The following is a 22,509-nucleotide window of genomic DNA, read 5'->3' on the forward strand; positions in this document are numbered from 1 at the left end:
AGGACTTCGGCCTTGGCGACGTGTTGCTGAAGGTCCATCACGGAAGCGCCCCCGACCTAGCGTCAGCCTCGACGACCACCGTCGTCGCTGACATGGCTCCCAACAGTCGGGAGCGGGCCAGGAACCGATGCCTCGTCGGCACAGATCCGGTAGGAAGCTCACTGACCAGCGCACCCGCATCACCCACCCGCTCCAGCAAGTCACGATCGCCAATCGTGTAGGGGTAGTCCACACCGCCAGCGAGCACCATGATCGTGTCACCACCCTCAGCCAAAGTCGCGCGGTGTACAGCGGCTTTAACGCCGTAGGCGTCGCCCGGTTCGCGAGGTCGTCTGCCAGCTCGCCTGCGACATGCTCTCCATACGCGGAGGCGGTGCTAGAACCCGTGAATGTCACGAGATCGTTTACTGGTCGCGCTAAGAAAGACGTCGGGCCCCGCACGAACAGAATGGATGGGGCACGATCGTCGAGGTCCTTCAATGTTTGGGGCCAGTGCGCATCACCCGGGATCAGGGTGGCGATCCCGTTCTCCTCGACCCTCATCAGGACCTTTCCAGTCTGCCCGGTGTGGTGAGGCGGTCAGGCCATATCTGACCATCGACCAGGTCCAGTTCTGGAAGTTAGTGTCGGTGTCGAGCAGTCCGAGCGTCTCAACCACACCCACGCGACGCAGCAGTGCTCCCGTGACGGGATCATCGGGCTCAGCCAACAGCGCTAGCACCACCCGGGCTCGACGTTCATCAACACCGAGATCAGCGACACTAGACGTGACCGCTCCCTCTCGAACAAAATTTGCCGAGCAGGTGCACCATCACAGCCTGCGAATCTCGCGCGGCTGTCAGGCCGTAAGGCCTGGCGAACGTGACAGCATATACCGGTCGCGATGCTCAGCAGCGCGGGTTCGCGCCAACAGCACCACGCTCACCGGGCCGATGGGAGGGCCTTGAACGAGTTCCAGATGCACAGCAGCACCAGCAGGTGGAACCACCTGGCGCACCGTGGCCGATGAGAATCGTCATGGTGTCCGCGACCACGAGATACGGGATGGTCAGCAGCATCTCTGGGACGCCCCACTTAAAATTGCGACGCGGGCGGGGCTTGTCTACGACGATTTTGGTCGGCATGTAGCGGTGCAGGAAGTCACGCGGGTGGATGTTGGTGATCCAGATCAGGCGGAACATGGGCACAGTCTTCTCCTCGTCTCCGGCGAAAAGGAAACAAGAAGGACCGCTCGGCCGAAGCCAGCTGGTCGTCCCACCACATCCGACGTTGGGTCACGCAGGTAGAGGTCACCGGTAACGAGGATATCTTCGCCTGCGCGGTTCTGAAAGAGTCTTCCAGGAACGCACCCTCACCCGGCGGCCACCTCCATCGGCGCCACCTTCTCGGGGCCACGGACTTGAGCTGGCAACGGTTCCTTCCCACCACTCTGGCGGCCACACCTCCGGCGGTAGCAGTGGCGCGTGTTGAGACTCGGCATGCTGCCTCCGCTCCCCGGCTTCGTCGGGTGTGGTCTGTGCGGACGGAAGGCGTCGAAGATGTAGGACACGGCAGGCTTCGTTGACCTGGCTGTCGCGCACCTGGCATGATACAGGGTGAACGGCCTTTAGGAGCATGCCTGCTCGTGCCGGAATGTACGAGTCGAAGGAGTACTGATGGGTGCTAGGACGATCCACCCGTTCCCCGCCAGGATGGCACCGGACATCGCCATCGACCACTTGGGCTCCATCGAAGGCGAGTCCGAGCTGGTGGTCCTTGACCCGATGTGCGGATCAGGGACAGTTCTCGCGGCAGCGGCCGACAGAGGCCACGCAGCACGTGGATTCGATGTCGATCCTCTCGCTGTCCTCATGAGCTCGGTCGCGACCCAGGCCGTCAGTAATAGAGGATGTCGTCGCTGAGGCCGAGCGTGTCTGCGCGCTCGCGCGAGCGTCAAGCCTAGATAAGCCGCGGTGGGATGATCCAGAGACGCAGAAGTTCGCTGAATACTGGTTCACAGCGACGCAGCGTAGTCAGCTCAATCGGCTTTCGCGCGAGTTGGACGAGGTTCGCGACGATGCTGTCCGGCAAGCACTCCAAGTAGCCCTGAGTCGGGTCATCGTCACGAAGGCCCCCAAAGCTTCGCTGGCCGCCGATACGTCGCACAGCAGGCCCCACCGAGTGGCGACCGAATCTAGTTACGACGTGTACCGGGGGTTCGAAGGCTCCGTCGCGAGCCTCACGAAACTGCTCGACCAGCGTTCGATGGTTGGACAAGTGAAGGTGAACAGGGGAGATGCGCGAGCGCTTGATCTACCTGATGCATCCGTCGATTTAGTTATCACGTCGCCGCCGTATCTCAACGCAATCGACTACATGCGGGGGCACAAGATGTCTCTGATCTGGTTCGGTCACACTATCCCTGAACTGCGGAAGATTCGATCTAACAGCATCGGAGCTGATCGCGCGCTCGATGGTGAAGCGCTCAAGCAGGTCGATGACATGGTGTCCTTCATCGAAGACTCCGCAAATGATGCGACGAAGCTACCTTTGGCCACCATTGTGAGATATGCCCACGACCTCACTCTGTTCTCTCGCGAACTTCATCGCGTGTGCAGGCAGGGGGGCGGAGGTAGTTACGGTGATCGGTAATTCAACGCTGCGTGGAAACTACATTCAGAATGATGTTCTAGTGCGACAGGCTTACGAAGGGGCGGGGTTCTCGGTGTGCGAGAGGACGGAGCGTGAACTCCCGGAGAATAGGCGGTACCTGCCCGTGCGCACCAGCAATGCAGCCTCGTCGATGGCTAAGCGCATGCGAACTGAAGTCGTCCTGACAGTGCAAAGGACTTGATTCCGATGAAGAAAACACAATCAAAGAGTCTTGCTTACGTGGTACCGAAGGGGAGCGTCGTGATGGCGCACTCTAGATCTCGCGGGAAGCAGGGCATTGCAAACCCGAAGTGGGTGGCGCACCATGGCTGAGCCGTGTGCGTCCATTGACGCGCGTGAGACTGATGACGACGAAGCGCGGCCTGTAAGCGCGGCTGAATCCCAGGTGGTTTCCAGTTTTGGGTTGTCCGGCAGTGAGGTCCCTGATGCAGATGTAAAGGTCACGATCGGTCCGCAATTCCTTGAGCTCTTCAGCAATCAGCTCTACACCTCGCCGAACAAGACTTTCGAGGAGCTCATTTCCAACAGCTAGGATGCGGGTGCTACGGATGTCAGAATCGGCTTGCCTGATGACCCCTCGGACCCTGATTCTGCTATCTGGGTACTGGACAACGGCGAGTCGATGGACGTCGAGGGGTTCAAGCGCCTCTGGTCTGTAGCTACGAGCGAGAAGTCGGCGCGTGCCGGTGCCCCGCGGCCTCAGATCGGAAAGTTCGGGATCGGCAAGCTCGCGACGTATTTGCTTGCTCATCAGCTCACGTACGTTTGTCGGGCGTCGGATGGTGTGATTCGCGTAGTGTCTATGGACTACCGCTGGATTGGGAACGGCGAGCCGAATGCGCTGCACATCGACCCCGTACCCTTGCCGGTGCGTGAAGTAAGTGAGCAAGACTTACGTGATGTGATCGCCAAGATTCACAGCGGCTCAGATATTTGGAGCGAGATTCAAGCCCTCGGTTCGCCGCCGAACTGGAGATCTTCGGATGAGTATGGTGGTCAAGAGATTAGTCCGCCCGCCCCGCAGGGGACCTGGACTCTTGCAATCATGACCTCCCTAAAGGAGGAGGGACGCCGCATCAAGAGTGGGATTTTGAAAAGGATGCTCCGCACGAGCCTCCCGCTCGGGTCGACATTCTCGATTCACTTCAATGGAACGCAGTTGGAATCGAGCAAGATCGAAATCGAGAAGATGGATTCATGGACGCTGGGGCCAGATTTCCCCATCAAGCGGATTTCCCCCGATCGTCGCAACGAGGAGAAGGGTAAAGATCTAGAGCTTATGCTCTCTGATGATGGCTATCCGCATCTTGTGATACCGGAGCTGGGTGTTGCCACCGGTTCTTTTACTCTGTACAAGGATCCCATCTCGCAGGGCAAGAGCAACATCCTTGAGTCGTCTAATGGATTCTTCGTGAACATCCTTGGCCGAGTAATCAACCCGGACGATCCCTATTTCGGACTCTCCAACCTGAACCACGCGGCTTGGGCAAGGTTCCGTGCGGCCGTTCGTATTGATGGATTGAACGATAGCGTCTCAATCAACCGTGAGGGACTCCTTGAAGGCCGTTCTCTCGACATAGTGCGCGGCCTACTGAAGGCGATGTTTAACCACGCGCGTTCGACGTACGACGCGGCGAGCAAAGCGAATTGGCCCGATGCGGGTGACATTCTGACAGAGGCATGGGGCACGGTTCCCTTTGAACCGCTGAAGTCGGCAATTGAGAAAGGCATCTCCAGCGGTGAGTTGCCGTCGTTCGTTACCAAGTTGGATGACGAACCCACGAAGGCGCAGCGTGTCTCGTGGGACGAAGTAGCTAGTCATTCCGACATTGTACGGGATGTTAAGTTCATGCCAAGAGGAGCGGACGGACCGGTCGTTGAATACGACCTAGAGTCTCGTGAGGTGATCGTCAACGAGAGTCATCCCTTCGTACGGGAGTACGGTGACAGTCACGAACTGAAGCTACTTCTGCGGGATCAGGCCATGGCCGATCTGCTCACCTCCGCTCATATGACGCAACTCGGGGTCGACCAAGGCACGACTCAACAAGTTGAGCTTTATCGTGATCAGCTACTTAGGCTCTTGGCTAGGCTCCGTCGTAGAACCGGTTTCCAGATTGCGGAGCTATTAGACCAGGCGGCCAGCCACAAAAACGACAAGGCTCTTGAAGTCATTCTTGGCGACGCGCTCGAAGCACTTGGCTTCATAGTCGAAAGACTTGGTGGGAGCGGCAACCCAGAAGGCGTGGCGGTCGCTCCGTTGTCTCCCAGACGGACTTCGCAGAAGGCGTCTTACTCTTTCACGTACGATGCGAAGTCATCCTCGAAGAAGAAGGTAAAGACGGGAAACGTCAGTACGGATGGGCTAGTCCGTCACAGAGAAGACCACAAGGCGGACCACACCTTGGTAGTGGGTCCGGGCTTTGAGGACGGCGCTTTGCAGAAGGAGTGCAAGACTCAGTCAATCACGCCGATGACTGCCGCTGACCTCGGGCGCTTGGTCATAGCGACGACTCAGCGAGGCCAACTCGACCTCGAAAAGCTTCGGGGTGTTTTCAAACTGTATGATCCCGACAAGGTTGCTGAGTTCATTAATCACTTCTTGGCTGACTCCGCTACAGCACCGAGTCTGAGCTACGCTGAAATCTTCGATGCATTGGAAGAAATTGGATTTGACAGCCCAGATATGCTGACGAGTCCAGTTATTGCCAAAACCATACGTGATCGTAGCGGCTCGGAGTTTCCGACTAAGGTGGATGTGGCGAGGGTACTCCAAGGTATGCACATACTTACGCCTCACCTCATTCGTGTGCAAAATGACAACGTGTTCCTTGGGGCACGGCCGGACAAGTTTCGCGAGGCGCTTCTGGCCCAGGTCGCGCAGTTGCCGAAGAAGTTGCCTGATCCTTGTTGTCAGTTGGTGGGCCTGCCGTGGAGGCAAAAAGGGGGATCAGAACCATGTACGCCGTGGCGTGCTCTGCATAATCTAAAGCCCGGAATCACGCGTAACCACGACGCCTCGGAGCAGTTTGGGCGCCTGGGGGTTGAGCGCGTCGTACATACTTAGCCTGTTTACGGAGCTTACCTTCATGTGCGCCGCCTCGAATATGATCGAGAGCCCGTTTCGCCACCGACGGGCCACGCGCGGATGGGCATCTGCGTTCGCGCCCATGAGAGTTGCGGATCTCCACCGCACTTGTTGTCGGCCAGTTTCTGAGCGTTCCTGCAGAGAACCCCAATTGGGAGTCTACTCGCTCAAGTGACTCACCTGCGGCGTACCGGCGGACGATCTCGTCTACCTCGCTCTGCGACGGTGGGCTATATCGTAGTCGGACCCCTCGGGGCTGGTGCACTAGTAGGTGACATCTGATCTGGCTTGCCCTTCGGGGTGGGGCTGGGAGGGTGACTGCCGTGCCCAAGCCCTACCCCCAGGAGTTCCGCGACGATGTCGTTCGCGTGGCTCGGTCCCGCGAAGACGGCGTGACGATCGAGTAGATCGCCGCCGACTTCGGGATCCACCCGATGACACTGACGAAGTGGATGCACAAGGCCGATGTGGAAACCGGAATCAAGCCCGGGACACGGCGGCCGAGTCGAAGGAGAACCGGGACCTCAAGCGCCGCGTACGGATGCTCGAGCAGGAGAAAGAGTTCCTGCGCCGCGCCGCGGCCTACCTCTCGCAGGCGAACCTGCCGGGAAAAGGCTCTACCCGCTCGTGAGCGAGCTCGCCGCCGACGGAATCCCCGTCGCGGTGACGTGCCGGGTACTGGAGATCGCTCGCCAGCCCTACTGCCGGTGGCTCGCCCGCCAGGTGACCGATGCGGAGATCGTCGAGGCCCATCGCGCGAATGCTCTGTTCGACGCCCACCGGGAGGACCCGGAGTTCGACTACCGCTACCTCGCCGACGAGGCTCACGCCGCTGGCGAGTCGATGTGTCACCGGACCGCGTGGCGGATCTGTCAGGACACCGGATAGGCCAGCACCATCAGCCGACCAGGGAGGGGCAGGCACAGGCGTTCGGGACCGCCCGTCCACGGACGACCTGGTCAACCGCGGGTTCACCGCCGACGCCTCGAACGAGCTGTGGCTGACCGACATCACCGAACACCCGACCGGCGAGAGCAAGCTCTACCTGTGCGCGATCAACGACGTCTACTCGGGACGGGGTGTCGGCTACTCGATGGACTCCCACATGAAGTCCCACCCCGCGGTCCACGCCATCAACAGCGCCGTCGCCAGGCGAGGTGACATCACCGGGTGCGTTCTACACAGCGATAGAGGATCGCGGTTCCGATCCACGAAGATGCAGGCCGTACTCGCCCACTACGGCCTCGTCGGATCCATGGGGCGAGTCGGTGCATGCGGGGACAACGCCGCCATGGAGAGCTTCTTCTCCCTGCTGCAGAACAAGGTCCTCGACCGACAGTCCTGGGCCACCAGAGACGAGCTGAGACCGGCGATCGTGTACTGGATCGAACGCATCTACCACCGCCGCCGGTGCCAAGACCGCCTCAGCTGCTTGACCTCCATCGAATACGAGACCATCCTGACCCACACCGCCACTCAAGCCGCGTGACTACCCGCGTCACCCAATCGTGCACCAGCCCCTGATGTGTGCGATCCTAATTGTAAACTTGATCTGGCTTATTGCTGGATCAATATTGATCTATTTTGTTTTTCGCAATCGGAGGAAAAAGTTATGAGTCCAGTTTTAAAGGTGACTCCTGAGAGGTCACGAATAGATAGCCCAATTCAGATAGCGGCCGCAGGTCTCGTCCCTGGAGAACGGGTTACCGTTCGAACTAACGTTATGGATGGCGCACTTAGGGAGTGGGAGTCCATAGCCATTGTCGACGCAGATGCTGCCGGTGAGGTCGATCTGTCTCAGATGGCCCCTCTTGAAGGCTCGACATATCAGGGTGTCGATGGGGAGGGGCCGTTGTGGTCAATGGTGGGCCCTGATCATTCGAAATTTTTCACCCGCAACCTTCCTGTCGAGTTGGAGTATCATTCTGAGCTACTTCGCGGTGATAGCGTCATCGCTTCAACCCAATTTCGTAGGCATTTCGGTGATGACGTTAAATGTGGTCAGGTCCATGAGCCTCCTGTTGCGGGCACATTCGCCCATCCCAACGATGACTTGCCACATCCAGGCGTCCTTTTGTTGCACGGTTCTGACTCTGTCGACCTGGCTGGCGCCGCCAAACTGCTCGCGTCCGAAGGCTATTCCGTTTTGGCCCTCAGGTGGTTCGGGATTGAGGATCGTCCTCCGCACTTGGTCAACGTCGACCTGAATGATATTGATTGTGCCGTAAAACATATGGTCAATGACGATTTTGTGCTGGGGGACCAAATCGCCGTGATTGGGCTGTCTCGCGGCGCGGAGCTGGCGCTCGAGTTGGCTGCAAATAACGCCAACGTGGGATTGACTATCGCCCTATCGCCATCGTCCACCAGACAAGCTGGGATAGGTGAGAATTACTCATTCAAGGATCCCGCATGGGTTCGAAATGGGGAACCCCTCGAGTGGGTACCTAGTGGCAATGGATTTGGAATGATGATTTCGTGGCTATCGGCCGTCATTCGAAGAAGACCCATGCGCCAGAAGCGCAGCTTCCTTAAAGACCTAAATAAGAAGGTCGAGGCTGTCGAAAAGTCAACTATTCAGGTGGAAAACTGCAGGGGCCCCATTACCTTGATTTTCGGGGACGATGATGGGCTGTGGCCGTCTGAAGAATACTCTGACCGCATTGCTGGCAGGCTGAAGGATACCGATTGGCCGGGCAGTCTGAGGGTTGAGTGCTTGCCTGGTGCTGGGCACTTTGTTGGGTTCCCCTATGCTCTTCCCACCTTGCCGCCAATGTGTATTCTCAAGCCCACTTCATTTTTCTCCATTGATTTTGGCGGCTCAGCCTCGGCAAATGCCGAGTCGGCCAAAAAGGTTTGGCAAGTAATTCAGGAAGAGTTGTCTCAGTGGAGTGTGCCATTAATCACTGAAAAGCGATAGGAGAAGCAATCGAAAAGGTTGTTGACTGTCATGGCCTGAGTAAGACCTACCGGACAGGAACGGTGGCGCTTGATGGCCTCGATTTCTCCGTAGAAAAAGGTGCCATCCATGGGCTAGTGGATAGGAATGGTGCCGGTAAGACTACGTTGATGAAGTGCCGATTTAATCTGATTTGACCCACATCCGGTACCATTAATGTATTCGGCCAGCCTGCCGGGCAGATTGCCCACAATGTGGGTGGGTTGATTGAAATGCCCGCCTTCTATAATCACCTTAATGGAAGGCAAAATCTGGCCCTCTTTGCCGGATATTTCGGTGTGGGCGGTGCTGAATGGGGGCGCACCCTCGAACTTGTTTGATTGGCCAATCGAGCTGGAGATAAGGCCTCGCGATACTCTCTCGGCATGAAGCAGTGGCTCGGAATGGCAATTGCTCTCCTGGGCAAGCCCGAGTTGCTGATTCTTGATGAGCCGGTCAATGGTCTGGACCCGCAGGCGATTGCGGAAACCAGAGGTTTGATGAGGACCCTTCGGGAGTCTGGATCCACAATCTTGCTTTCCAGCCATCTGCTAGGCGAGATTGAGCAAGTTTGCGACTCCGTCACCGTCCTGGAGACTGGCAAAGGGTCTGCCGCACGTTGAGGTGACAATTCCATGCAGCCTGGAAGGCTGCATTTACTGTTGATCGTTTCACACTCGATCGGTGTGACCCGGTCAAGGCGTTTTTGTCGGACACACCGGTGGTAGCGGTGTTCGATCCAGGCCATGACCGCAACGGTCAGCTCTTCGTGGCTGGCCCATATCTTGAGGCTCAAGACACTTGCGTTGCAGCAACGAGAAAAACAACTCCATCACTGCGTTATCACCCGCAGACGCGACTCCACCCATTGAACCCTTCAGACCGCGACGACCAAACATCTAACGGTATCTACAAGACCTCAACTGCGACCCACCATCAAAAAAGGAACAACCCAACCGGTGACGCTTCGCCTGTTGATCTCACGGCGAACAACCACTGTATTGAAAGCGATGACAACCAGTCCAGAACTCATATGAGGTGCAGCCGAGTAGCCGACGACCCTGTACGAAAACCTGTCCTTGACCCCACAACAATACAGTTTCCCTTCCCCGGTGAGGTGTTCGGTGATATCAGTGACCCACACCAGGTTCACCCCACAAGCAGCACCGATGAAATCGGTGGCAAGTCCTGCCGTGATCGTCACTATGAGCAAGGAGATCACCATCGACCGCCAGGCCGGGACGCTTCGCGTTGTTTCCCCCGCTTCTTGCCACAGGAAGACCACAGCTGATGAGCCGAACATCACCGCCAGGGCAGTGCGCCCACACATCACTACCCCAGCTGCTTCAACCTCATCACGCAGATACCGGTAGCCGGCCTGCGGGTCGTTTGCGTGAGCTGCACGCACAGCTGCCACACGGCCCTGCACGCGCCCCTGTCAGATGCGGTGACCGGCTGAGCCAACCACCGGTAATACTCGGCCCGGCACAGCTTCAACACAGCTTCAACGCCCGACACGTCAACACCACAGGAATCCCTTCTAACGCCAGCTGTTTCACGAGCGGGAAGTACCTTTTCCCGGTAGATTTACCTGCGACAAATACGCTGTCGCCGCCGCAACACCTCGTTTTCTTGCTCCAGCGGCCGGTTCCGACGCAGCAAATCACGTAATTCCTGTGACTCTGAGCGGCACACACCTTCTTGTTCCCCGGCCCCTTGGCGTTCTTGATGCAGCCACGTATCCAAGATGCCTACATGAATCCCGAAATTCGTGGCCACCTGAACCAACGTCACCCCCGGATCACGCGCCACAGCAACACGCACCACGTCATCGCGGAACTCTTTCGGATATCGCTTAGGCCCAACAACTCCCTTCCAGCTAGCACCAAGACCAGCCAAACTAGTTGGCACCTATTCGCGCAGCAGACCTCTGCGTACCAGGGCAACTAATTGCTGTTTCCACGTTGTTGCAGCGGATGACTGCATTGCGATCTGCAATCGTGCGGCTTCTAAAGAAAGTTCGAGGTACATGGGATTTTCACGGAAATAGTAGTAGTAGGTCTTTGATAGCCTGCTAAGAGCAAGATGGCGAGAGAAGAATGCATCCGCACCTTGCGATGGGGCTAAGCTGTCCTTAACCTCTCATGTCCTCTCTGCTATACGCCAAATGAGAGCAGCTTTTCGGGGTTTATTGGGTTTAAACCAGTTAGCAAGGACCACGAGCCACGACGTGGTCGTCTGGGACGATGAGAAATTATAGCCACTGTTCAACGAGTCGTGATTCTCGGGCATTCCCATAGACTGATAGCGCGCACGAATCAGCTGACGATCAGCCTCCGAGAGCTCATCGAACCACCGCTTCTCCAGAGCAAAATGGCCGATTTCCCCGCCGACTTGTTTCGGTGAATCTGTCTGCACTGGCGTGTTCGTAGGCACATTTCCCTGCTCACTAGCACCAAGTGTCATACTAAGACGAGAAAAGGAACCCATTGTATCCCTTCGGATACTTCAAGGTGAACCAGCGACACCAGTGTAGATTAGTTTAACAACACACTCTCCGCAATTCAGATGAAGCATAAGCAAAGATTAATGCCAAAAGGTCACAGTCTAGAAGTAAGCTCTCGAATAGGGTTCGGTTATGGGTATTAAACCGGACGGTGAAATTCAAATTTCAATCCAAATGAAAAATAGTATGTCATTCCGATTGAGGCAGCGGTCGCTTCAACCCAATATTCTGAAGTCAAGTATTTAGAGGTAGGCGATTATGGCTCTCGATCGAGCAATCCGAAAGGGATAAGAAACTGCTAGCGGTAGCTTCTATGACGAACGGGGATTGTTGGGATTTTGAAACCGGCAATTATTCGACGTATACCTGCGGAGATACTCATTTGTCCTGTTTGCAGTTATTTGGATCCGAGATTCGGTGCGCACCTCGGTGGTCTGCAAGCCATCGTTGTTCTTGGATGTCTGTGAAACAAAAGTAGAAATTTTCGTTCAAAAAGTCTCGAATAGGTTCTTTAGTAAATAGGTTTTGGTCGTAAGTTCTCACGTATTCGATTTCTTCTCCTGGCGGGAGGGTTGGAAATGGAATTTTTAGACTACCGTCCTCGCCAATGGAAAATTCGTGATATTGACTAGCACTTATGACGATTCCCTCTAAAGGATGTGGAGCTGAAAGAACCACATTAAACACAGGATTCGACGAGTTGTTGTGGAATGAGGATTTGATTTCTCTTCCAATTTCGCCGGTGTCTGTTACCTTGAAATCGTTGCTGATGGTGTTGAGTACAAAAGCTTGATTGGCATTTTTGAACTGTTCGACTTCGATTGCGTGTTTCTGATTGTAGTCGCTGTTTCCTAAAGCTACGACGGCGACAGCAACAGACAATAACGATATCGCCGGGTTGACTGGGAGCTTTTCCCACCAAGGTTTTGCTGTCCTTTCGTTATTCTTCGGGATTTTATCTGTATTCTTTGAACGATTCTTTTTCACTTCAAGCATCGTTTCTTTTTACCTCTCTGGTGCTAATGGTCGAAGATTTTATTTGAGAGAGATTATGAAAATGGCATTGCTCGATTAGTCACGAAGTGGCTCAACTAAAAAAAGTTGAAGATCACGGTGATATTTCAAAATACAGATTTTTCGGAGTTGCAAGTCTCGAGCATCCGGTTGTGGAATGGTCAGCGATGCAGATGAATGTCGTCTATGCGTGCGTGCTTATACCTGCCGAAGTAGATGCCGGTCTATCGTTACATGTCTATCGGCGTAAAGGCGGAAGGTGCTGGTGCTTGCTCTAGCCGAGTGGTGCGGAACGCTGATCGTCGCAAGTCGCGATCGTTGGCTAATCGAACATAGGTGTGGGATGTGGCTTCGTCTCACCCCCAAATAGATGGCTATGAGACAACGATCAGCAGATCGAAATTTCAACTAGAAATATCTTTCGAGAGGCGGGATATATGAACCAGTCCAGTTACATACTTTAAGCGACGCTTCTCAGCAGTTTTTTCATGGTTGGGTGAGCTGGTTTCTGTGAACATTATGCATGAGCATTGTAGTTAAAGAAATCGTACTAGTCAATAGTTTTCTGACAGTAGCAAAGCTAAGCAATGCTATAGAAGTCAAAATATGACTCATATTACCAATGTAAGAACAAGTAACAAATGATCCCCGCAAGCATGGAGTTCGACACGTACCCCCTGAACTCCACCACAAGAGAAACCGCCGGCACCCAGTTCCCCGGGTGTCGGCGGCCTCTTTTTCTGTCTCCGAGAGGTCACCGCTCCGGGCGTTCGCACGACGACCCGCACCGTGTGATCCCGGTGCGTGGGCGCGCTGCGGCACCCGGTTTTCCCGCGTGGTGCAGATTCAGTGTTGTTCGGACCGTTTCTCCGGTCCTTCGTTCTCCGTACCCGGGCTCTCCGTGAGTTGGACGACCAACGGCGGTGTCCCGATGGTGATTCCGTTCTCGGCGAAGGAGCCCAGGACATGCTCGATCACCGCGTCTTGGGCTTCTTTGGTGTCGAGTTGTCGGGCGCTGGTCCAGAATCTCAGGTCCAGTTGTATTGTTCCGGTGCTGTCTACCTGTGAGAACAGTGCCTGGGCCGGTGGATCTGAGAGCACGCTGGGCAGTTCGCGGATGGCATTCAGCGCGACCTCTCGGGCTGCGGTGAGATCGGTGCCGAGGGTGAGATTGAAGGCGACGGTGGAGCGGACGTACTCGAAGCCCGTCTGCACGGTGACGATCTCGGAGTGCAGTGCGGAGTTTGGGATGAGGACCAATCGGCCGTCGAAGGTGCGGATCGCGGTGTGGGACAACTGCATCTCCACTACTGTTCCCGCGTGATCCTTCAGCGATATCTGGTCGCCGACGCGGAATCGGTCACGGGCGAGGATGACCATTCCGGCGAACATGTTGCCCAGCACCGTCTGGAAGGCGATACCGATCGCCAGGGAGAAGAGTCCGATTCCGCCGAGGATGTCGACGGGTTTGACGCTGGGGAAGACGATGGTCAGGGCCGCGCCGAGGGAGATGACGATCACTGCTGCCTGGACCAGGCCTGCGAACACCCGGCGGGAGGAGTCGCTGCGGCCCCGCCAGTGCAGGAATCGGGAGGTCGCCCAGTTCATGACTCGGGAGAGGACATAGCCGCACACGGCCACGGTGAGTCCGAGCAGCACCGCTTGCCAGGTGATCGGCGGTAGTTCGAGCATCTGTCGGCGGTTCCTTCGCGTCGTCGGACGGGCCGGGGCAGGGATGGTCCCGATGATGCCAGGGTAACGGGGCGCGCCGCGCCTCCGCCAGGCAACGGAAAGGGGCTCCGCGCGGGGCGTGACGACGGTGGGAGGACCGCGGGGTCCGCCGGACCGGGCGGCCGGTGGTGACCGCAATCCGTGACGGGAGCCCGGGTGGAGGTGGCGGTCCGGGGGAGGGGATGATGCCCCGGCCAGCACGGGGTGCGGCGGAGACGCTGCTGCACACGAGCTGAATCACGCGGATGTCCGTGAATCCTCCTGTTTCCCGGCGGTGTCCCGCCTGAATGAGGTTGGGCAGTGATAGGTTCGGTGGAAACGAGACCGTTCCGTTACCCGTCGACAGAGGGCGGCGGCGATCACTCCGGTCCCGCGACAGACGAACCCAGGCAAGGAACCCACATGGACATTCTCATCACCGGCGGTGCAGGCTTCATCGGATCGACGGTCGGCTCCGCGTTGATGGAGCTCGGCCACAACGTCATCGTGCTGGACAACTTCTCCACCGGTCGGCGGGAGTTCGTCACGGATCGCACCGTGTACGAGGGGGATATCGCGGATCGGTCCGTGGTGGACCGGATCTTCACCGAACATCCGGATATCGCGGTAACGATCCACTGTGCGGCGTCGATCGTCGTTCCCGAGTCCGTTGCGGAGCCGATCAGGTACTACCGCAACAACGTCGAGGGCACACTCGAACTCGTTGATGCGTTGCTCGCCAATGGCTGCCAGCGGATCATCTTCTCGTCGTCGGCGTCGATCTACGCGGTTCGGGAGGACTTCGCGGTGGACGAGGATTGCGACATCGCACCGACGAGCCCCTACGCACGCACGAAGGCCCACGTCGAGGGCATGTTGCAGGACATCGCCCACGGCACCGACCTGAAGGTTCTGTCCCTGCGTTACTTCAACCCGATCGGCGCCGACCCGAAGATGCGCACCGGGCTCCAGTTGGAGTTCCCCTCGCACGCCATGGGCAAGATGATCGAGGCGAAGAACGCGGGAAAGCCGTTCACCGTGACCGGTGTCGAGTGGCCGACCCGGGACGGGTCCGGAATCCGCGACTACATCCACGTCTGGGACCTCGCCCAGGCGCACTGCCGGGCCGTGGAGCGCTTCGACGACGTGGTCCCAGGTACCGATACCGAGAGCTCCTACCGGGTGATCAATCTCGGTACCGGTGACGGAACCACCGTGTTCGAGCTGGCTGACGCCTTCTCCCGGGTCTCCGGTGAGAAGCTCGAGGTGGTCACCGGTCCACCGCGCCCGGGCGATGTCGCGGGTGCGTTCACCCGGTCCAGCCGGGCGAAGGACGAACTGGGCTGGGTCGCGGAGCACTCCATCGACGAGGGGATCGCCGACACCCTGAAGTGGTTCGAGGTCCGCGGGAGTGTCCTCAAAGAGTTCTAAGGATCGCCGGACCGTTGGGTCCGTGCGGGTTGGTGCCACCGGGTAGTCTGTCGATATGGATAAACCGGTTGTCAGGGACGGCATGCTGCTGGTGTTTCGCGCCATCCTCGGGCTGGTGTTCGTGGCCCACGGATGGGACAAGCTCTTCTTCACCGGCATCACCGAGACCACGGGACAGTTCAGTGCGGCTGGGGTGCCGCAGCCGAAGCTGTCGGCGTGGATCGCCGCGCTCGCGGAGCTCGTCGGTGGGGGGATGCTCGTCGTCGGCCTGCTTGCGACGTTCGCCGCTGCCGGGCTCGCACTGCTGATGGCCTGCGCATTCTATTTCGTCCACCTCGGGTCGACGGTGTTCGTCGCGGACGGGGGTTTCGAGTACGTCGTCGTGCTCATCGCCGCTCTGCTGGTGGTCGTGGTGTTCGGGCCGGGGCGCGCGAGCGTCGACGGGGTCCTGAGCAGATGATCGACTGCGCCGGGATCCAGCGGGCGTTGTCCGCCCGACTGGACGGTGAGCCCACGGGTATCGCCGATGACGTCGTTGATGCCCATGTCGCAGTATGCGTGGAGTGTCGGGCGTTCCTCGACTCCGCGGCCGCACTAAACCGGCAGTTGAAGCTGTCCGCTGCCTCTGGTTCGGTGTCGATGGTTGCCCCGGACCTGTCGGAGACGATTCTGGCGGGTATTGAGCCTGAGGCCCGGCGCCGGGCCGCGACCCGGGCGTTCGGGCTGGCTCTGTCCCGGGTGGTTCTCGTCGGGCTCGGGATCGCCTATGTCATCTGGGCGATCGTGCTCCTCGGGGACTCGGCGGCTGTGTCGGCGCCACCGGTTGATCCCCTCGTCGACACCTCTGTCACCGCCGGGCTGTTCGTCGACGCAGCGGCGGTGCGGCTCGCGCTCGCTTTCGGTCTGTTCTTCGCGGCGTGGCGTCCGCGGAATGTCGGGGGAATGGTGCCGGTCTACGGGGCGCTGTGGGCGTTCAGCTTCGGGTTCGCGACCAGGGACGTGGTGCTGGGGTACGCGAGCGGCTCCGATGTCTTCGGACTGGTTTTGCTGTTCCTCTCGGCCGTGGTTCTGCTGTGGACGTGGTTGTCTGATTTCGGCCTGGTGGCCATGGGTCGGGCGTGGCGCGCGGCGACCGCGAGACCCGATTAGTCGCCTCCTGCGGAGCTGTGAGCATAGGGGGCCGTCGTGGCAGACTGGGGCCAGGTCCGATCGACGTTTTCGGATCCCGTTTACCTGAACTCGATTCCCCAGGAGCTGAGCACATCATGAGTTTCGTCGATCACGCCATCATCTGGCACGTCTATCCCATGGGGTTCACCGCGGCTCCGGTGCGACCGTGCGGCCCTGAGGAACGCGAACTCACCCACCGGTTGCCCGCCCTGATTGACTGGCTCGACTACGCGGTGGGACTCGGATTCAACGCCATCCAGTTGGGGCCGGTATTCGAGTCGACGTCCCACGGCTACGACACCCTGGATTTCCACCGTATCGACCCGCGGCTGGGGGATGACGGTGATTTCGACGACCTGATCGTTGCAGCCGCGGATCGCGGGGTGGGGATCCTTCTCGACGGGGTGTTCAATCACGTCAGTAGCGAGCATCCGCTGGTTCAGCGGGCGCTCGCGGAGGGCCCGGAGGGCGAGTTCGCCGGCATGTTCCGGATTTCTTTCGATGGAGAAACCGCGTCCGCCGAGACGTTTGAGGGGCACGACGGGCTCGTCGAGTTCAACCACGGTGATCCCCGGGTCGCGGATCTGGTTACTGAGGTGATGCTCCACTGGCTGCGTCGCGGGATCGCTGGATGGCGGCTGGACGCGGTCTACGCGGTTCCCGCAGAGTTTTGGCGGTCCGTCCTGCCGCGCGTGCGGGAAGAATTCCCGGAAGCGTTCATCTACGGGGAGATGATCCACGGAGATTACGCCGCCTATGTGCAGCAATCCGGCGTCGATTCGATCACGGCCTATGAACTGTGGAAGGCGACGTGGAGTTCACTCAATGACGCGAACTTCTTCGAGCTCGAGTGGAGCCTGCGGCGGCATAACGACATGCTGGAGACCTTCCCGCCCTACACGTTCATCGGGAACCATGACGTGACCCGGATCGCCACGAAGGTCGGCCCGGAGAAGGCGGCTGTTGCAGCTGCCGTTCTGTTCACCGTTGGCGGCGTCCCGGCGGTCTACTACGGTGACGAGTTCGGGATGGAGGGGGAGAAGTACGAGCGGATCGGCGGCGACGACGAGGTCCGCCCGGCATTCCCGGCATCACCGGCTGACCTAGGGGAGTCTGGTGACTGGTTGCGCCGGTTGTACCACGATCTGATCAGTGTCCGCCGTAACCACTCCTGGCTCGTTCGTGCCCGGGTGGAAACGGTTGAGTTGTCGAACACTGCGTACACCTACGACTGCGTCGGTGAGGGCGGCGAACGGCTCCGGGTCTCCCTCACCCTGGAACCGTCGCCGTCGGTGCGGATCACTCGCGATGGGGAAGAGATCTACCACTTCGGCCGGTGACGGACGGTCCCGCCCACATCCGGGTGGGCGGTGATGAGTGTCACTTCCAGCTGCGGAGCCACATCAATGACTCGAAATGTGCCTCGGTGATGCGGAATCCATAGAGAATCGGCAGGAAGTAGAAGAACAGGGTGACCGTGAGCGCCAGATAGCAGATCACACCCAGACCACCCGTGGTGAGGTCCCGGGGGACGGGAAGTTCGGGGAATCGTGCCCTAACTGGTGTCCCGGCGTTAGCTATCTGGGCGAGAGTGATCCCGAGGAGGATGACCGTGAAGGGCACCATGGCAGTGGCGTAGAAGAAGTACATCTGCCGGTCGTAGGCGGCGAGCCACGGGAGCCATCCCGCCGCGAAACCGGTGATCGGGATCGCGAACCGGAGGTCACGTCGGATGATCAGGCACCAGACACCCCACAGGACAACGGGGACCGTTAGCCACCAGACGGCTGGGTTGCCGAAGAGAATGACCATCCGCCGGCACGTATTGTCGCCGCAGCTGAGACCTGTCTGTGAGTAGTAGAGGATCGGTCGGGTGGCGGCCAGCCAGGACCAGGGCTTCGAGTCCCAGGGGTGACTGTGGCCGCTGGAGGTGGTCAACGAGGCGTGGAAATCGAGGACCCGGTGATGGTAATAGAGCCATCCGGCGAGTGCGTCGGGGAGTTTGGCCAGCGGGGAGTCCGCTGAGATGTCGCCGTTGACGGCCGAGTGCCGGTACACCCCTGTCTCTGAGGCGAACCATGCGCGCCAGCTCCAGGCGTAGACGAGGACCGGGACGACGACGATTGAGGCGAACGCCGGGATGGCGTCGCGGACGAGCATTCCCGAGAATGGGCGGGCGATGCGGTAGTGGTGGCGGAGCCAGATGTCCAGGCACACCGTCAGAACACCGAAGAAGGCCATGTAGTACAGTCCGGACCACTTGATGGAGAGCGTCAATCCGAGCAGGACGCCGCACCCGAAACGCCACCATCTGAACCCGACACGGGGGCCGAACGCGGAGGATATCGACTGGAGCGTTCCGTTCGTCCACTCCCGGTGGTAGCTGTCCCAGACCTGGGCGAAGTCCCTGGCGAGACAGTACGCCGCGGCGACGACGAAGAAGGCCTGGAAGATATCCAGCATCCCGAACCGGGAAGACACCAACAGTACCCCCTCGACGACGGCGAGGAGCCCGGCTGCGGCCGTTGCGACGGGAGAACCGGTGAGCCGTCGGGTCAGCGCCATCACGAGGACGACCGTCGCGACACCGAACACCGCTGTGCTCAATCGCCACCCCATGGGGGTGTACCCGAAAAGCATCTCGCCGTAGGCGATGAGCTGTTTCGCCAACGGAGGGTGGACGACGAGCCCGTATCCGGGATTGGCTTCGATGCCGCCGGTGACCGGATTACCGGCCGAGCGGACCATGTCCCATGCCTGGGGAACGTAGTGCTTCTCATCGAAGACCGGGGTGCCGTCGCCGGTAGCTGAGGTGAGTTTGAAAAAGCGGGTGATCAGCGCCAGCAGGCCGATGACCAGGAAGGTGTAGGTATCGGTACGGGTCCATGGGTGGGCCATCGGCCCCGTGGGTGGGGGGAGCTGAAAGCGGTGCTTGGCCCTTGGGATCGAAGGCGTCACGGTCCGTGGTCCGGCGGAAGAAGGTGGGGTGGGTGCATCGGTCACCCGACTGAGTCTATTGGTTGTGCTGCGGGTGCGACAGTACAGGTGGTCTCTTCCGGTGTGGTGGATGCACGGGGCGGGGGATGTGGGACACTTGGCTCATGCAGTCCGAACCCCGCCAACTACCCACCGGCGTGATCGTTGCCGCCACCCCGCTGGGGAATATTGCGGACGCGTCCCCGCGTCTGGCCGCGGCCCTCGAATACGCCGATGCCATCGCCGCGGAGGACACTCGGAGGACCTCCACGCTCGCCTCGGCTCTCGGCGTCCGCCCACGGGGCCGGATCGTTTCGAATTTCGATCACAACGAGGTTGGGCGAGTGCAGCAGCTTCTCGAGGTGGCCAGGACAGGTACGGTCGTCATCGTCAGTGACGCCGGAATGCCGGGTGTTTCGGATCCCGGGTTTCCGCTTATTGAGGCGGCACATGACGCCGGTATTCCCGTGACCTGTTTCCCCGGCCCGTCAGCTGTGCCGACGGCCCTGGCGCTGTCGGGTCTGCCCGTGGGTCGGTTCTGTTTCGATGGTTTCGCACCCCGCAAGCACGGGGCGCGGGTGTCCTGGTTGGAGGGGCTGGCGACCGAACGCCGTGCGGTCTGTTTTTTCGAGTCTCCGCACCGTCTGGCGCAGACACTCGCCGACGCTGCTGCGGTGCTCGGCGGGGAGCGCCGTGCGGCAGTCTGCAGGGAACTCACCAAGACCTATGAAGAAGTGAAGAGGGGTACCCTAGGTGAGCTCGCCCACTGGGCGGATGGAGGTGTTCGGGGTGAGATCTCGGTGGTCATTGAGGGTGCGCAACCTGTCACCAAGGATGTCTCCGATCTCATCACGGAAGCGGCGGCCAGGGCAGCCGCGGGGGAGCGTCTGAAGACCGTCTGCGCGGAACTCGCCGCAGCGCACGGGGTATCCAAGAAACAGATTTACGACGGCGTTGTTACATTTCGTGACTGAACTGTTGTTGATCTGTTATGTAAATGGTCCGACATCCACTCTGGTCAGGGGATATGACGGAGACGCACAGCTGCGATTCAACCCGCATTTTCCTTAAGTAGGGGATAAAAAATGCTGGTCATTTGATTAATCATGCTTTTGGCACCATGTTGGAAACATGACCAACTCTGACCCGAATGAACAAGACGCGCACCACACACATCAGCGCGGACCGAAGGACGGTCTGACTGAACCCAGGCCCCGGTCAGCGACGCAGACACTGGCGTCAATGCTGGAGTCGCCGGATAATCTCCACCACGCTGATGATACCGACGACATCGTCTCGGAGGCCGACGCCGAGTTCCATCGGCTCTGTTGGCCCGTGATCCTACCGGCCATGGCGATCGTCATCGCTGTGGTTGTCTGGGGGTTGGCCAGTCCGCTGACTTTCTCCGACTTCGCCTCGGACACCCTGGCGGTCGTCGTGAACAACTTCGGCTGGGCCTTCGCCCTGTTCGGAACAGTGTTCGTCGCGTTCATCGTGGTCCTCGCGGCCACGAAGTTTGGCCACATCAAGCTGGGCCGGGACAACGAGGCCCCCGAGTTCTCCACGGTGAGCTGGGTCGCGATGATGTTCGCGGCAGGCATGGGAATCGGTCTGATGTTCTACGGAACCTCCGAGCCGCTCGGCCACTACCGCGCCGGAGTTCCCGGTCATGAGGAGCAGGAGGTCGGCACCGCATTCGCCACTACCCTCTTCCACTGGACCCTCCACCCGTGGTCCGTCTACGCCATCGTCGGTCTCGGTATCGCCTACTCCACGTTCCGTGTCGGTCGTAAGCAGCTGCTCAGTTCCGCCTTCACCCCGCTGATCGGGGTCAAGGGCGCGGAGGGCGTACTCGGCAAGATCATCGACATTCTCGCCATCATCGCCACGGTGTTCGGTACCGCTGCTTCCTTGGGAATCGGAGCAGTCCAGATCTCCGCCGGTCTGGACAAGACCGGTCTGGTACCGGACGCCTCCGACAACACGATTCTCATGATCGTGCTCGTTCTGACGCTCGCCTTCGTCATCTCCGCGATGTCCGGTGTCGGCAAGGGAATTCAGTATATCTCCAACGTGAACATGATCCTGGCCGGTCTCCTCGCCGTCTTCGTGTTCATCCTCGGCCCGACGGTCCACATCCTCAACATGATCCCGACCGCCGCCGGCAATTATCTCCTCGAGTTCTTCGAGATGGCAGCCCGGACCGCGGATTCCGCCAACGGTACCGCCGGCGGCTGGCTCGCGGGCTGGACCATCTTCTATTGGGCATGGTGGATCTCCTGGAGCCCCTTCGTCGGCATGTTCCTGGCGCGAATCTCCCGGGGCCGTACGATCCGTGAGTTCGTCATCGGCGTTATCGCCGTGCCGACTGCTGTCTCCGTCGTTTGGTTCTGTATCTTCGGCGGTACCGCCATCCATCTCGAGCAGATTGAGCAGTCCATCTACGGTGACGGTGACGCCAAGCGTCAGCTGTTCGATCTCCTTTACACACTGCCCGGTGGATCCATCGCCGCATTCCTCGCGATGCTGTTGCTGGCCACATTCTTCATCACCTCCGCGGATTCCGCGTCCACGGTGATGGGCTCAATGAGCCAGAACGGTCGTCTGGAAGCCAACCGCTTCGTCACAGCAGGCTGGGGAGTCGGTACCGCAGCCATCGGGCTGACTCTCCTGATGACTGGTGGCGAGGATGTCTTGAGCAATCTGCAGAACGTGACCATCATTGTCGCCAGCCCCTTCCTTCTCGTGATCTTCCTGCTGATGTTCGCGATCGTGAAGGACCTGCGCAACGATCAGCTCTACCTGGACCACAAGGCACAGCGGGAGTTCGCCATGAATCTCGCCCGTGAGGCCCGTATCCATGCGGAGCACCAGAAGCGCGAGGCGAAGAAGGCTGCCAAGGCGGCGAAGGCACCCAAATCCAGGGTCGTCTCCAAATCCGTGAAGAAGGTAACCGGTAAGTAACGGTTCCAGATTCGACTACGTCACCCCGCCCACGGTTCGCCCGAAGGTGGGGTTTCGTTC

At 59.1% G+C, this 22,509-nt stretch carries 18 protein-coding genes and 3 pseudogenes; 14 read left to right on the top strand and 7 right to left on the bottom strand.

The genetic code is table 11. The features are described 5' to 3' along the window. Positions 1 to 37 precede the first annotated feature (37 nt). Positions 38 to 543 (bottom strand): annotated as a pseudogene (locus JDV76_RS03165) (DNA-processing protein DprA). Between the two features lie 344 nt (positions 544 to 887). Then, on the bottom strand, positions 888 to 1,181 hold the full coding sequence (locus JDV76_RS03170) for a hypothetical protein (protein ID WP_198735439.1): 294 nt from the start codon (positions 1,179 to 1,181) through the stop codon (positions 888 to 890). Between the two features lie 474 nt (positions 1,182 to 1,655). Between JDV76_RS03170 and JDV76_RS03175 the strand changes: the two genes are divergently transcribed. The 8 genes and pseudogenes from JDV76_RS03175 to JDV76_RS03210 all read left to right on the top strand — a co-directional run bounded on the left by JDV76_RS03175 (position 1,656) and on the right by JDV76_RS03210 (position 9,301). Then, positions 1,656 to 1,901 carry a TRM11 family methyltransferase gene (locus tag JDV76_RS03175; RefSeq protein ID WP_198735440.1) on the top strand — a complete coding sequence of 82 codons (246 nt, stop codon included), beginning with the start codon at positions 1,656 to 1,658 and terminating at the stop codon, positions 1,899 to 1,901. 259 nt (positions 1,902 to 2,160) lie between these two features. Further along, positions 2,161 to 2,631 (top strand): site-specific DNA-methyltransferase, encoded by a 471-nt coding sequence (locus JDV76_RS03180; protein WP_198735441.1) that lies wholly within the window; start codon positions 2,161 to 2,163, stop codon positions 2,629 to 2,631. Positions 2,632 to 2,956: 325 nt separating this feature from the next. Continuing rightward, positions 2,957 to 3,184 carry a hypothetical protein gene (locus tag JDV76_RS03185; protein WP_198735442.1) on the top strand — a complete coding sequence of 76 codons (228 nt, stop codon included), beginning with the start codon at positions 2,957 to 2,959 and terminating at the stop codon, positions 3,182 to 3,184. A gap of 12 nt (positions 3,185 to 3,196) precedes the next feature. After that, positions 3,197 to 5,719, top strand: a pseudogene (locus JDV76_RS03190) (ATP-binding protein); the annotation flags it as partial. A 344-nt stretch (positions 5,720 to 6,063) separates the two neighbouring features. Beyond that, positions 6,064 to 7,229, top strand: a pseudogene (locus JDV76_RS03195) (IS3 family transposase). A 123-nt stretch (positions 7,230 to 7,352) separates the two neighbouring features. After that, complete coding sequence (locus tag JDV76_RS03200; RefSeq protein ID WP_198735444.1) at positions 7,353 to 8,660, top strand: acyl-CoA thioester hydrolase/BAAT C-terminal domain-containing protein; 1,308 nt, start codon at positions 7,353 to 7,355, stop codon at positions 8,658 to 8,660. 62 nt (positions 8,661 to 8,722) lie between these two features. Beyond that, complete coding sequence (locus tag JDV76_RS13015) at positions 8,723 to 8,836, top strand: ATP-binding cassette domain-containing protein (protein ID WP_198735445.1); 114 nt, start codon at positions 8,723 to 8,725, stop codon at positions 8,834 to 8,836. Positions 8,837 to 9,019: 183 nt separating this feature from the next. Next, entirely contained in the window at positions 9,020 to 9,301 is a 282-nt protein-coding gene (locus JDV76_RS03210; protein ID WP_255520415.1) for an AAA family ATPase, read from the top strand. Positions 9,302 to 9,597: 296 nt separating this feature from the next. Here the strand turns inward: JDV76_RS03210 and JDV76_RS03215 are convergent, their stop codons facing one another. The 4 genes from JDV76_RS03215 to JDV76_RS03230 all read right to left on the bottom strand — a co-directional run bounded on the left by JDV76_RS03215 (position 9,598) and on the right by JDV76_RS03230 (position 13,890). Continuing rightward, positions 9,598 to 10,086 (bottom strand): hypothetical protein, encoded by a 489-nt coding sequence (locus tag JDV76_RS03215; protein ID WP_198735447.1) that lies wholly within the window; start codon positions 10,084 to 10,086, stop codon positions 9,598 to 9,600. Positions 10,087 to 10,265: 179 nt separating this feature from the next. Further along, complete coding sequence (locus tag JDV76_RS13020) at positions 10,266 to 10,589, bottom strand: transposase (protein ID WP_418884417.1); 324 nt, start codon at positions 10,587 to 10,589, stop codon at positions 10,266 to 10,268. A 973-nt stretch (positions 10,590 to 11,562) separates the two neighbouring features. Continuing rightward, positions 11,563 to 12,180, bottom strand: a complete 618-nt coding sequence (locus JDV76_RS03225; protein WP_198735449.1) for a hypothetical protein — start codon at positions 12,178 to 12,180, stop codon at positions 11,563 to 11,565. An 864-nt stretch (positions 12,181 to 13,044) separates the two neighbouring features. Continuing rightward, positions 13,045 to 13,890, bottom strand: a complete 846-nt coding sequence (locus JDV76_RS03230; protein WP_198735450.1) for a mechanosensitive ion channel family protein — start codon at positions 13,888 to 13,890, stop codon at positions 13,045 to 13,047. A 441-nt stretch (positions 13,891 to 14,331) separates the two neighbouring features. Between JDV76_RS03230 and galE the strand changes: the two genes are divergently transcribed. From galE to JDV76_RS03250, 4 genes are all read left to right on the top strand, one after another. Beyond that, a complete protein-coding gene (galE, locus tag JDV76_RS03235; RefSeq protein WP_198735451.1) occupies positions 14,332 to 15,339 on the top strand; it encodes a UDP-glucose 4-epimerase GalE in 1,008 nt (335 codons plus the stop codon). A 55-nt stretch (positions 15,340 to 15,394) separates the two neighbouring features. Beyond that, on the top strand, positions 15,395 to 15,799 hold the full coding sequence (locus tag JDV76_RS03240) for a DoxX family protein (RefSeq protein ID WP_198735452.1): 405 nt from the start codon (positions 15,395 to 15,397) through the stop codon (positions 15,797 to 15,799). Further along, complete coding sequence (locus JDV76_RS03245) at positions 15,796 to 16,488, top strand: zf-HC2 domain-containing protein (RefSeq protein ID WP_198735453.1); 693 nt, start codon at positions 15,796 to 15,798, stop codon at positions 16,486 to 16,488. The genes JDV76_RS03240 and JDV76_RS03245 overlap by 4 nt, the downstream gene beginning before the upstream one ends. Before the next feature lie 116 nt (positions 16,489 to 16,604). After that, positions 16,605 to 17,849, top strand: a complete 1,245-nt coding sequence (locus tag JDV76_RS03250; protein ID WP_198735454.1) for an alpha-amylase family protein — start codon at positions 16,605 to 16,607, stop codon at positions 17,847 to 17,849. 40 nt (positions 17,850 to 17,889) lie between these two features. Here JDV76_RS03250 and JDV76_RS03255 read toward each other — a convergent pair whose 3' ends face one another. Beyond that, positions 17,890 to 19,407 (bottom strand): dolichyl-phosphate-mannose--protein mannosyltransferase, encoded by a 1,518-nt coding sequence (locus tag JDV76_RS03255; protein WP_198735455.1) that lies wholly within the window; start codon positions 19,405 to 19,407, stop codon positions 17,890 to 17,892. Between the two features lie 203 nt (positions 19,408 to 19,610). Here JDV76_RS03255 and rsmI point away from each other — a divergent pair, with 203 nt between their 5' ends. Then, the gene (rsmI, locus tag JDV76_RS03260; protein WP_198735456.1) at positions 19,611 to 20,459 is read left to right on the top strand and encodes a 16S rRNA (cytidine(1402)-2'-O)-methyltransferase; all 849 of its coding nucleotides are present in this window, start codon (positions 19,611 to 19,613) and stop codon (positions 20,457 to 20,459) included. Between the two features lie 157 nt (positions 20,460 to 20,616). Beyond that, a complete protein-coding gene (locus JDV76_RS03265; RefSeq protein ID WP_198735457.1) occupies positions 20,617 to 22,449 on the top strand; it encodes a BCCT family transporter in 1,833 nt (610 codons plus the stop codon). Positions 22,450 to 22,509: the final 60 nt, after the last annotated feature.

The organism is Corynebacterium marambiense, assembly GCF_016342275.1.
Taxonomy (GTDB): domain Bacteria; phylum Actinomycetota; class Actinomycetes; order Mycobacteriales; family Mycobacteriaceae; genus Corynebacterium; species Corynebacterium marambiense.

Excerpts from the sequence above, each read along its gene's own strand:
- JDV76_RS03170 (WP_198735439.1), bottom strand. The coding sequence starts at position 1,181 with ATGTTCCGCCTGATCTGGATCACCAACATCCACCCGCGTGACTTCCTG.
- JDV76_RS03175 (WP_198735440.1), top strand. The coding sequence starts at position 1,656 with ATGGGTGCTAGGACGATCCACCCGTTCCCCGCCAGGATGGCACCGGAC.
- JDV76_RS03185 (WP_198735442.1), top strand. The coding sequence starts at position 2,957 with ATGGCTGAGCCGTGTGCGTCCATTGACGCGCGTGAGACTGATGACGAC.
- JDV76_RS03200 (WP_198735444.1), top strand. The coding sequence starts at position 7,353 with ATGAGTCCAGTTTTAAAGGTGACTCCTGAGAGGTCACGAATAGATAGC.
- JDV76_RS03225 (WP_198735449.1), bottom strand. The coding sequence starts at position 12,180 with ATGCTTGAAGTGAAAAAGAATCGTTCAAAGAATACAGATAAAATCCCG.
- JDV76_RS03230 (WP_198735450.1), bottom strand. The coding sequence starts at position 13,890 with ATGCTCGAACTACCGCCGATCACCTGGCAAGCGGTGCTGCTCGGACTC.
- galE (WP_198735451.1), top strand. The coding sequence starts at position 14,332 with ATGGACATTCTCATCACCGGCGGTGCAGGCTTCATCGGATCGACGGTC.
- JDV76_RS03240 (WP_198735452.1), top strand. The coding sequence starts at position 15,395 with ATGGATAAACCGGTTGTCAGGGACGGCATGCTGCTGGTGTTTCGCGCC.
- JDV76_RS03245 (WP_198735453.1), top strand. The coding sequence starts at position 15,796 with ATGATCGACTGCGCCGGGATCCAGCGGGCGTTGTCCGCCCGACTGGAC.
- JDV76_RS03250 (WP_198735454.1), top strand. The coding sequence starts at position 16,605 with ATGAGTTTCGTCGATCACGCCATCATCTGGCACGTCTATCCCATGGGG.
- JDV76_RS03255 (WP_198735455.1), bottom strand. The coding sequence starts at position 19,407 with ATGGCCCACCCATGGACCCGTACCGATACCTACACCTTCCTGGTCATC.
- rsmI (WP_198735456.1), top strand. The coding sequence starts at position 19,611 with ATGCAGTCCGAACCCCGCCAACTACCCACCGGCGTGATCGTTGCCGCC.
- JDV76_RS03265 (WP_198735457.1), top strand. The coding sequence starts at position 20,617 with ATGACCAACTCTGACCCGAATGAACAAGACGCGCACCACACACATCAG.